Genomic DNA, 10,713 nt, shown 5'->3' on the forward strand with positions numbered 1-10,713 from the left:
CGACCCAAAGATCTCTTCTGACCACTTCCATTCGTTGCTCACCATGACTACGCCCTCTGTTGGCATGTAAATCATGGAGTTACAGACTAAAGCGCAAGAAAGATGTGATCAAGAGACAGTGCCTGCGCAGGGGCGACGAGAGGGTGATGCGGGATTTCGATGGCTTGCCGGGCTACTCGATAGCGTGAAAGATACAAAACACGCGACAAGCCTTGATAGCACGCGCAACTCCAACTCCCCGTCCCCCGGCGCAGGCAGGGGCCCAGTACCCTTCCGCTTCAAATCAAGGCGTCGAGTCCCTGCGAGGTCTCGGGCAATGGCGAGTCGTGGGCCAAAGTGTTCAACGTCGATGGTGAGTATTCGGTGGCGGTGCTGCCGTTCCGCAGCCATTCGCTGGGGGCCGACGACGCTTTTCTCGCCGACGGCATCACTCGTGACCTGACCATGCTGCTGTCGCGCGTGTCGCGCCTGCGCGTGTCTGCCTACAGTTCTGCGGCGATGATCGAGGAGCAGGTCACGCCGTTATCCGAAATCTCGAACCGCCTGGGCGTGCGCTATGCCGTGTCGGGTTCGCTTTCGCGCAGAGGGGACATGTTTCAGGTGCGAGCGGCACTGATGGATACGTTCGATGATGCGCAGATATGGGCGCAGCGCATCGACGCGCCGCTTGAAGGGTTCTTCGACATTGAACACAAGCTGGTGCTGGATATCTCGACATCGATCGTGAGCGCCTTGCAAATGTCCTTCTACGCGACGATTCAGGGTCGCCGTCCGTTTCAGCTCAGCGCCTATGAGTTGGTCCAGCGCGCGGAAAGCCTGCGTCTGCGCTACAACCGCGATACCGCGATGGAGATCGTCGAACTGCTCGATCGCGCCCTGACCATGGATCCGAATGACGGCGCGATTCACGCCGCGCTCGCGGTACAGCATGCACAGAATGTAGTGAGTCACTTCGACCCATCACCGAAGGAAACCTTTGCGCTGGCCAGGCAGCATGTCGCCACGGCGCTGGAGCTCGCCCCACAGGATCCCGATGTACTCGCGGCGGCTGGCATCGCGGCCGCGATGATGGGCAATGCGCGGCTGGCAGTTCGCAACCTTCGTCAGTCGATCGCGTTGGACCCGAATAACCCGCACCATCTGGCGGTGCTGGGTTGGCAACATTGCTGGCTGCAAGGCGATCGCGCCGGCATCGAGATGATCGAAACGGCCGAGCAGCGTGCGCCGCATCATCCCCGGTTTGCCGTATGGGCTCATTATCGTGGTCATTGCGAGATCAGGCTGGGCCGCACCGATGCCGCCATCGCCGCCTATCGCGAGAGTACTGATCGCAACCCGCAATACAGCCTCAACCTGGTCACCCTCGCTGCCGCGCTGGCCCACACCGGCAAGTTGGCTGAAGCGCGCGAAGTGACTGATCAGATTGCCCGCATCGCGCCCGGATATTCGGTCGACGAATTCGAGCGTCTGGCCGCGCGGATGGTCTACTGGTTCGGCGACAGTCCGAACCGAGGGCAGCTGGTTTCCGCGTTGCGCGACGCGTGGGTCGGCGAGTCGGTGATCTGATCTCGCCTCTCGTTCCAGATGCTCGCCGGGCAACCCGACGCGCACCGATACCGAGCAGCAACGTCATCAGCATCAGCAATCCCGAAATCCCTGTCTCCGCTGCGCGCAGAAACCCGGTGCCTCCGCGTGTTGCGCGTCAGCTCTCGCAGGCGCCCTCACCGTGACAGGTGATATCGAGGCCTTCGTGCTCCTTTTTTCACTGACGTGCAGACCGAACACGCAGCTGGCAAAGAGGAGCCAGGCGAGCGAAGCCAGGCCGATGCAACCAGAGCCTGTTCGGACTATTCCGGCGCCATCGTCGTAATAGCGTAATAGTGTGAACAGACCCTGGCCATGATGAGCACCGCGGAATCCTGAATTCCGACTTGTTCATGAACACTCGTTGCCGATTCTGGATGGCCGGGTCGGCAAGGCCGACCGGCACTTTCAATTGTCCGTGGATGAACTCCGTGTCGTAACAAGCCTGCGCGAGTAGTCAGATCGAGTAATACATCTGATATTCGAGTGGATGCGTGGCGGCGCGGAAGCGGGTGACTTCACCCATCTTCAGATCGATGTAGGCATCGATGAAATCATCGGAGAACACGCCGCCGGCCTTGAGGAACTCGCGATCCTTGTCGAGTGCGGCGAGGGCCTGGTCGAGGCTGGAGCACACCTGCGGAATGTTCTTTTCTTCCTCGGGCGGCAGGTCGTAGAGATCCTTGTCCGAGGGCGCACCGGGATCGATCTTGTTGAGAATGCCGTCGAGACCCGCCATCAACAATACCGAGAACGTGAGGTAGCCCGAGTTCATTGCATCCGGGAAGCGCATCTCGATGCGTCGGCCTTTTGCATTGTTGACGAATGGAATGCGGCAACTGGCCGAGCGATTGCGCGCCGAATAGGCGAGCATCACCGGCGCCTCGAAACCTGGCACGAGGCGCTTGTAGCTGTTCGTCGTCGAGTTGGTGAAGGCGTTGATCGCACGCGCGTGCTTGAAGATGCCGCCGATGTACCAAAGTGCCGTCTGCGACAAGCCACCGTAGAGATCGCCACTGAACAGGTTGACGCCACCCTTGGCCAGCGATTGATGCACGTGCATGCCCGAGCCGTTGTCACCGACCAGTGGCTTGGGCATGAAGGTCGCCGTTTTGCCATTGGCGTGGGCAACGTTCTTGACCACGTATTTGAGCATCTGCAACTCGTCGGCTTTCTTGACCAGCGAGTTGAACTGCACGCCAATTTCACACTGGCCGGCGTTTGCCACTTCGTGATGATGCACTTCGACCACCTGGCCGAGTTCGGTCAGCACGTTGCACATCTCGGCGCGCATGTCCTGCAGCGAATCCACCGGCGGCACCGGGAAATAGCCGCCCTTGATCACCGGACGATGGCCGCTGTTGCCGCCTTCGTAGCGTTTCGATGAAGACCACGCGGCTTCCTCGGATTCGATCTCGAAGAAGCACTTGCCCATGTCGTTCTGCCAGCGCACCGAATCGAAAATGAAGAACTCGGGTTCCGGGCCAAAGAACGCGGTGTCGGCAATGCCGGTGGATTTCAGATAGGCCTCGGCGCGTCTGGCCAGCGAACGCGGATCGCGCGAGTAGGCCTGCATCGTATTCGGTTCGAGAATGTCGCAATTGAGGATCAGGGTCGGATCGGCGAGGAACGGATCGATCAGGGCCGACTCCGGATCCGGCATCAGCACCATGTCCGACTCGTTGATGCCTTTCCAACCCGAGATCGACGATCCATCAAACATCTTGCCGTCCTCGAAGGTCGATTCATCGATCATCGCGGCCGGGTAGGTGATGTGCTCCTGGACACCGCGTACGTCAGTGAAGCGGAAGTCGACGTAGGTGATGTTGTGTTCCTTGATCAGCTTGAGGACGTTTGCGGCAGACATGGAAACCTCGGCGTGGGTGATTGTCTGGAGTTGAGTGCAACCCCCGTGCCAGAATTGCTGCGCCGCAAAATATGCGCTTATTCAACGACTTGGCTTTTACCAACGACCGAAACCGGATACAGATTGCACCACCTGCGTGCAATTTCGTTCGCTATATCATCTTTCTGGTGCAATCGGCTCCCGGCTAGCAGTATCAGTAGCGTTTGCATTGAATCACGCGTGCTGAAACTCCGCTTTCAGAATTCTTCATTCGGACTTCAGGCATTTCATGAGCCTTGGTGGCGAACTGTCCGGGTTCCACCACGCCAGGAGATGATCATGAGATGTCCCGCTTGCCTGCTTTCTGCTTCGCTGCTTGCCTGCTCATTGGCAGAGGCGAAATCCGCGCACCCCGATTCCCTCGACGACGGCTGGAAGGTCGGCGACGCAAAAGCCCTTGGCTGGTCCACGGCGCGCTTCGACGAAGCCGAAAGGAAGATCGCCGACGGCACCTGGAAAGGCACGACCAGTCTGGTCGTCGCCCATCACGGAAAGCTCGTCTACGAGGGCTATTTCAACGGCGGCTCGCGCGACCAGCTCAACGACACCCGGTCGCTGACCAAGACCATCACCGCGATGCTGGTTGGCGCGGCCATTGATCGAAAGCTGATCCCCGACGGCAAGGCTCAGGTATGGCCGTACTTCAAGGACCGTCCCCGCCCGCTTCATCCCGACAAGCGCAAGCAGACGATCAGTCTTGAAGATCTGCTGACCATGAGCTCGCTGCTCGAATGCAATGACGAGAACCAGTTTTCCTCGGGCAACGAGGAGCGCATGTATGTGAGCGAGGACTGGATCGGCTTCGTTCTCGATCTGCCGATCAAGGGATTCCCGCCGTGGGAGAGCAAGCCGGCTGACAGTCCGTACGGGCGTGCGTTTTCGTATTGCACGGCGGGATCCTTTCTTCTCGGCGCCGTGGTCGAAAAGGCGACGCACCAGCGACTCGACAAGTTTTCCGCTGAGGTGCTCGAAACGCCGCTCGGCATCAACAAGGTGAAATGGAATTTCGCGCCGGACGGTACGGCCATGGGCGGTGGCGGCACGCGCTTTCGCAGCCGTGATCTGGCAAAACTCGGCGAGCTGTTGCGCAATGAGGGTCAGTGGAATGGCAAGTCCGTGCTGGCAAGGGACTGGGTGCGTTCCATGCTCAGCGTGCATGCCCAGGCCCGCGACGACGCCGATTACGGCTACCAGATCTGGCGCTTCAGTTTTCCGCACAAGGGCAAGCAGCAACCGGCCTGGGCAATGTCCGGCAATGGCGGCAACTACGTTTTCATCGTGCCCGAGCTGGAGCTGGTCAGCGTGATCACGAGCAAGGCTTACAACCAGCGCTTCGCCCACCCGCAATCACAGAAAATCTTTTCCGACATCGTGCTCAAGGCGTTGCCTTAGCTGTCGAGAGCAAATCCGCTGGCAGCCAATCGGCTGCCAGCACGGCGGCGCGCTCACCTGCGACCAACTGGCCAATGCGATCAATGGCTGCGGCCAGACGAGGCTCACTCGTCAGTCCCTGGAAAAACGGCGATACCTGCAAATAGGCGCGATCACGGAAGCCGACATCAATCGCCGCATCAAGTGCATCGAGCGCGGCTGCGTGATGGCCGCCGCCGAGTTCGAGCAAGGCCAGCTCGATATACATTTCCGGGGCCACTTCGCCATCCTTGATCGCCTTGCTGACCGCGCCGATCTGGTTGGCAATCCATGCGCTGTCGATCGGAGCTTCGGCATGGAGATGCAGCAGCGTATCCGGCCAGCTCGTGTAAGGGCGCATCGCATGCGCCCTGGCGAACGCCTCGCGTGCGCGCTGGCGATCACCACGGAGCAAGGCGAGTTCACCATCGAGCACATGCAACTCGGGATGCGCCGGGCGTTTCAGGGCCAAGGCAACGGCCGCTTCGGCTTCGGCCAGACGGCCTTGCAGAAAGAGACTGCGAGGCCAGGCGACGTTCGAATACACATTGTCCGGATAGAGGCCAAAGCTGCGCTCGAATCGCTGCTCCGCTGCCGAGACGAATCCGAGCAACTCAAGATTGCGTGCGATCTGGATATCAAGAAAGCGCAGCTCACTGCGTTTTCCGGAAACCTCGACATTCGCCTTGAGCGCATCGGCGAGGCGACCCTTGACCGAATACAGATAGGCCGCCGATGCCTTGCTGGCGAATCGTGCCGCTGGATCAAGGACGTAGGCGCGCTCGTATTCAACAAGTGCGGAATCGATGAGTCCGCGGCAATCGTAGGCGTAACCCAGCGCGTCGTGCGCTTGAGAATTTCCCGCATCCTGCGCGATGGCGTTGCTGGCAAGTGCCTCGGCGCGCGCTGCGGATCCGGTGCCCCGGTTGTACAGGCACATGCGCGCGCTGAGTGCGCGGCTCAAACCGAGTGCGCCATCGACGTTCGACGGATCCTTTGCAAGCACGGTTTCATACAGGCTGATTGCACGCTCGTTGTTGGCATCCTGGCCGATGCGCGCGTAGTACCGCGCACGTTGCAGCTCGTCGCCGGCAACGCCCGGTACGGTTGACGGCAATTCGGAAAGTTCGGCGGGTCTGAATTGCCACCAGCCAGTGGCAACGATGAGCAGCACGACGACACCGAGCACGACGATGCGTCCTCGCGTTCGACCGTTATCCGAACTTGCGTCTTCCGGCGCGACATCGGGCTGCTCTTCGAGCTGGCGTGGCTGCGTGCACAGTTGATAGCCCTGTCCGCGCACCGATCGAATATAGCGGGGTCGGCGGCCGTCATCGCCGAGTGCCTGGCGCAGCAACTTGACCCGCTGGGTAACGGTTTCCTCGCCGACGATGGCAGGCGCCCAGACCGCTTCGATCAGCTCGTCAAAGCTGAGCACGCGATCTCCGCGTTCGATCAGGGCCGCGAGCAGGCGAAAACTGAGCCCACCGACATCCAGACGCGACCCGTCGCGTTCCACGGTCTGGCGGTCGATGTCGATCCGCAGGTCATCCAGGCAATAGCGACGGTCATCAGGCATCGGTCAACGATAGCGGATCCAGCAGCTTGTCGGAGGCAACCGGCTGGCGGCAGGGCAAAACAAAACGCCGCCCGGAGGCGGCGTTTCTGCACAGGTGATCGGATTGCCAAGGCAACTTATTTGACTTGCGTGATCATCCACTCGACCGTGGCTCGAACCTGCTCGTCGCTGAGCGCGGGGTTGCCGCCCTTGGCCGGCATCATGCCGGCATTGCCGGTATAGCCTTCGATGGCGTGCTTGACCAGGGTATCGACGCCTTCGGCCAGGCGCGGGGCCCAGTGCGCCTTGTCGGCCAGCGTCGGCGCACCGCCGGCTCCGGTCTCGTGGCAGGCATGGCAGAGGTGGCCGAAGATGACTTTGCCATCGGTTGTTCCGCCGTAAGCCACCTGCGAAGCGGCAGCGGCCTTGGCGGCTGCGGCGGCGGCTTCGATCGCGGCGCGACCCGTATCGCCTGCATAGACGGCGCCGACCGGTGCCAGGCGCTCATTGGCAATCTTTGCCCGCGCTGGATTCTCTGGCGGCGGATTTTTGTTGTAGATATGCGCGGCGAGCGCGATCAGGAGGACGCATAACAGGATCAGGAATGCGATCAACATCGCGAAACGCTTGAGAAAAACTGCGTCAGTACTGGGAACCGGATTGCTCACGAAACCACCCCTTGCAAGCGGCCGGAACAGGCTCCGGCTCGCAAAAATAGACGATCAAGTATAGCCAGCCCCGACCAGTCACGAAAGTACATGTGCATCGCAATGCCCGATCCCGGGGGCTGGATGGCTGCGGCATTGGGTCGCTGAGGGCCCCGACGAGTCTTCCACTTGACGAAAATCAAGAGCAAAAGCGTGGGCAAGGCGCAACGTCACAAGGAATCCGGTAGCGCGCCGGAAACCAGGTGAGGCCCATGAATCACGATCAGAACCGCCCCCCACGCCTGCGTCTGCTGATGGCGTTTGCTCTCGTTGTCACCGGCATCGGTTCGCCAGCAGTTGCAGCCGACACGGCGCCCGGATCCGGGCCCATCATCGATCTGCGCTATCGGCATGAGGCCGTCGATGATGCCGCTTTCACGCGCAACGCCAATGCCGATACCGTGCGCCTTCGTCTTGGCTATCGCTGGGTGTTTGCATCAGCCTGGCAGATCCGGGTCGACGGTGAGCATGTCCAGGGGTTGTTTGGCCAGCACTACAACAGCACCGCCAACGGCAAGACGACATATCCGGTTGTCGCCGATCCCGAGAGCAGCGAACTCAATCAGGCCTGGATTGGCTACAGCGGCGAACAATGGCAATCACGCCTCGGACGTCAGCAAGTGATGCTCGACAACCAGCGCTTCTTCGGCAATGTCGGCTGGCGTCAGAACGAGCAGACCTTCGATGCATTGTTTGCAGGTCACACGTTTTCGGGCGGCGGGCCGACGATTGGCTACACCTACCTGGATCGCGCATTGCGCGTGTTCGGCCACGACAACCCGAATCCGCTGCTCGGCGAGTGGTCGCTCAGCGGAAACCTGATTCATGCCGAGCAGGCCTTGCCATTCGGCTCGCTCAGCGCCTATGCCTATCTGGTCGAGAACAACAGCATCGCCACGCTTTCAACACGCACGCTCGGCCTGCGCTGGACTGGCAAGCACCCGTTAGGTGACAACACGCTGGGATGGGCGCTGGAATGGTCCGACCAGTCCGACTACGCAAACAACCCACTCTCACAAAGTGCGCGCTACCACTTGATCGAGCCTAGCCTGCAAATCAGGGGCTTGACGATCAAGGCCGGCTGGGAAGTGCTCGGCGGCAATGGCCGATACGGTTTCAGCACGCCCTACGCCACCTTGCATGCCTTCAATGGATGGGCCGACCGCTTCCTCAGCACGCCGGTTGACGGGCTCGATGACCGCTATTTTGGCCTCAGCGGCAAGATCGGCCAATCCGGCCGGGTCTCCTGGTCGACGACCTATCACGATTTCCGCGCCGACCAGGGCGGCGATGCTTACGGCCATGAGTTTGACGCCTCGATCGGCTATCGATTCAACGCCCGATTCAGCGGCCTGCTGAAAGCCGCCGATTACCACAGCGATGGCTACGGCAGCGATGTGCGCAAGCTCTGGGCGAGTGTCGAATACCGTTACTGATCGGCGGGTTTCGCGGACCGGCAAGCGTTGATCGATGCCGATGCAGGGATCGATCTGCGCTTGCTCAGTGGAGCCAGGTGCTGAGGAATCCCAATGGCGCATGCGCAAGCGCGACGCTGATGATGAAGGCATACACAAGCAGGGCGGCAACGTAGCAACTCAGCTGCACCGCACGCGTACGCCCGCGCTTGAGGGCAAACACGCCGAGCACGATGTAGATCACCAGCAACAACACCTTGACCGTCAACCAGGCCTGCACGAACGGGTACTGATGCAGCAGCGTGATCAAGATCAGCGCAGCGCCGAGCAGCGTGGTGTCGATGATGTAGGACATCACCCGCAGGGCGCGATGATTGGTGAAACGTGATCGCGCAATCATGAGCAGTCCGCGCAGCGCGAAAAGACTGCCCGAGAGGATCACGCAGAGGACATGGACAAACTTGATTTGCGGGTAGAACTCGATCATTGCGGAGCCGGGAGTCGGGATGTCCAGCCATTCGGCTGTAGAAGAACGGGATTCTTGCAGACTCGAAGTCAGCCCGGCTTGCCGTCAATGCGCGGCGTGGTGAAGATCCAGATCGAGCGGACCACCCACGGCAGGAACGCGACCAGCCAGGCGAACGCCGCGACTACCAGCCACAGGGCCATGTTCTCGGCCAGTTCGGCGAACACCCGGATCACCACGACAGCTTGCAAGAGGACGAAAGTCAGCCAGGGGATGCGGCCCATCTCCAGCGGTCGCCCGGAATGGCCCTGGGTGACGCGGGTCACCATCGCCACCAGCGTCGAGCCGAAGAAGCCGATGGTCAGCGCATGCACCGGAGCACGGCCAAGCGACAAGCCGGCATCGAAGAACACCAACAAACTCTGCGCCGCATAAAGGCCCAGGGCGATCGGCAACCAGGCCGCGGCGATGTGCAACACCGCCAAAAGGCCGGGACGCATGCACTTCCACGGCTGCCAGCGTAGCCAGTGAACAAGGAAAAACACGGCCAGCGGTGCATCGGCCAGCCACAGCCATTGTGGCCGATGGGTCAATTCCAGGCCCAGATGCAGCAGCGCCAGCAGCCAGAATACCGGCAGGCTCCAGGCTGGCTTGACCATCTTGTAACCTGGCCCGATGGCGCTTGCGCTGAAAAACGGCAGCATGCGATGGAGGACCGTGAAATAGATTGGCAACAGCAAGCCAAATGTACCGATCTTGATCGCCGCCAACGCCAAAGCCGCCGATTCGCCAAAGCTGAACGCGGTAAACGCGCAGAGCCCGACAAAACCGAGGACAAGCGCGGAATAGCAGGACAAGGCAGTGCGATCTTTTGCGCCGTTGCCAATCAGGATATGTCCGAGCACGGTCAGCGCGTAGGCCCAGCCGGCAACCATCATCAGCATTCCGACAAGCAACAGGGGCTTCACGTCCAGCAAGCCGACATGCGAGAGAAGATAGCCGCCGAAAACACCAATGAATACCGGCACATAGTGACGTTGACGGAGAGCCGGTTGTCCCAGCCAGCGTGGGAATACGGTCAGCAGAAAGCCGAAAATGAAGAACGGCAGCATGCCGAACTGGGTGAACACGGCATGCGCCCAACCCGGCGGCACCGGCGTGGTCGGGAACGAAAAGCCAAAGTAGGCCGCAGCCAGCTCACAAGCCCACCACAACATGGAAACGATAATCGCCGAAGCACCGGCGAAGAACATCATCCGATGCGGCGCACTGGCCAGCAGGGCCGGCAAGTCGGCAAACGCGTTGCGTGAATCATCCATCGTCGAAAACTCCAGGATGCAACCGAGGTTGATGGTTTCCGCCTCGATCGTGCGAGCGTCAGGATAGCCACGATGTTCGGGAAAGGCATACATCATCAATCTCCAGGCGCCGAATGAGAACCGGCGCGTATTATCGAGAATGATTCGCATCCGCGCCTTGATCGAGATCAGGAAATGCGAAGGGGCACTGGGTCCCTGCCTGCGCAGGGACGAGTGCGCCCGTGAGGGCGTCGTATCAGCGCGGTGTAAATCCGCGTCGGGGCAAGCCACAGGCCTCGTAGTTGAAGGTAACTGCGTCGCTGAGAGGCGGGGTGGAGAGCAACCGGAAGCGAACTGATGGTCCGTAGT

General features: G+C 60.6%; 8 protein-coding genes. 3 read left to right on the forward strand and 5 right to left on the reverse strand.

The genetic code is table 11. The annotated features are described in order from the left end of the window. Positions 1 to 363: 363 nt before the first annotated feature. Positions 364 to 1,566, forward strand: a complete 1,203-nt coding sequence (locus tag VFN25_RS09325) for a tetratricopeptide repeat protein (RefSeq protein ID WP_325141153.1) — start codon at positions 364 to 366, stop codon at positions 1,564 to 1,566. 475 nt (positions 1,567 to 2,041) lie between these two features. Here the strand turns inward: VFN25_RS09325 and glnA are convergent, their stop codons facing one another. Further along, positions 2,042 to 3,451, reverse strand: a complete 1,410-nt coding sequence (gene glnA, locus VFN25_RS09330) for a type I glutamate--ammonia ligase (RefSeq protein WP_325141155.1) — start codon at positions 3,449 to 3,451, stop codon at positions 2,042 to 2,044. Between the two features lie 318 nt (positions 3,452 to 3,769). Between glnA and VFN25_RS09335 the strand changes: the two genes are divergently transcribed. Continuing rightward, positions 3,770 to 4,882 (forward strand): serine hydrolase, encoded by a 1,113-nt coding sequence (locus VFN25_RS09335; RefSeq protein WP_325141158.1) that lies wholly within the window; start codon positions 3,770 to 3,772, stop codon positions 4,880 to 4,882. On the opposite strand, the gene VFN25_RS09340 is transcribed toward VFN25_RS09335, so the two are convergent. Next, positions 4,866 to 6,479, reverse strand: coding sequence for a winged helix-turn-helix domain-containing protein (locus tag VFN25_RS09340; RefSeq protein WP_325141160.1), 1,614 nt, complete (start codon positions 6,477 to 6,479; stop codon positions 4,866 to 4,868). The genes VFN25_RS09335 and VFN25_RS09340 overlap by 17 nt on opposite strands. Positions 6,480 to 6,595: 116 nt before the next feature. Then, positions 6,596 to 7,075 (reverse strand): c-type cytochrome, encoded by a 480-nt coding sequence (locus VFN25_RS09345; protein ID WP_325141169.1) that lies wholly within the window; start codon positions 7,073 to 7,075, stop codon positions 6,596 to 6,598. A gap of 302 nt (positions 7,076 to 7,377) precedes the next feature. Here VFN25_RS09345 and VFN25_RS09350 point away from each other — a divergent pair, with 302 nt between their 5' ends. Continuing rightward, entirely contained in the window at positions 7,378 to 8,601 is a 1,224-nt protein-coding gene (locus tag VFN25_RS09350) for an alginate export family protein (protein ID WP_325141162.1), read from the forward strand. Between the two features lie 64 nt (positions 8,602 to 8,665). Here VFN25_RS09350 and VFN25_RS09355 read toward each other — a convergent pair whose 3' ends face one another. After that, positions 8,666 to 9,067 carry a SirB2 family protein gene (locus VFN25_RS09355; RefSeq protein WP_325141164.1) on the reverse strand — a complete coding sequence of 134 codons (402 nt, stop codon included), beginning with the start codon at positions 9,065 to 9,067 and terminating at the stop codon, positions 8,666 to 8,668. A gap of 68 nt (positions 9,068 to 9,135) precedes the next feature. Next, positions 9,136 to 10,461 (reverse strand): NnrS family protein, encoded by a 1,326-nt coding sequence (locus VFN25_RS09360; protein WP_325141166.1) that lies wholly within the window; start codon positions 10,459 to 10,461, stop codon positions 9,136 to 9,138. Positions 10,462 to 10,713 lie beyond the last annotated feature (252 nt).

Origin of the sequence: Dokdonella sp. (assembly GCF_035703485.1) — a bacterium.
Lineage (GTDB): Bacteria > Pseudomonadota > Gammaproteobacteria > Xanthomonadales > Rhodanobacteraceae > Dokdonella.

What these genes read in the sequence shown, in the direction of transcription:
- glnA (WP_325141155.1), bottom strand. Translation starts at nt 3,451, where the DNA reads ATGTCTGCCGCAAACGTCCTCAAGCTGATCAAGGAACACAACATCACC.
- VFN25_RS09335 (WP_325141158.1), top strand. Translation starts at nt 3,770, where the DNA reads ATGAGATGTCCCGCTTGCCTGCTTTCTGCTTCGCTGCTTGCCTGCTCA.
- VFN25_RS09340 (WP_325141160.1), bottom strand. Translation starts at nt 6,479, where the DNA reads ATGCCTGATGACCGTCGCTATTGCCTGGATGACCTGCGGATCGACATC.
- VFN25_RS09345 (WP_325141169.1), bottom strand. Translation starts at nt 7,075, where the DNA reads ATGTTGATCGCATTCCTGATCCTGTTATGCGTCCTCCTGATCGCGCTC.
- VFN25_RS09350 (WP_325141162.1), top strand. Translation starts at nt 7,378, where the DNA reads ATGAATCACGATCAGAACCGCCCCCCACGCCTGCGTCTGCTGATGGCG.
- VFN25_RS09355 (WP_325141164.1), bottom strand. Translation starts at nt 9,067, where the DNA reads ATGATCGAGTTCTACCCGCAAATCAAGTTTGTCCATGTCCTCTGCGTG.
- VFN25_RS09360 (WP_325141166.1), bottom strand. Translation starts at nt 10,461, where the DNA reads ATGATGTATGCCTTTCCCGAACATCGTGGCTATCCTGACGCTCGCACG.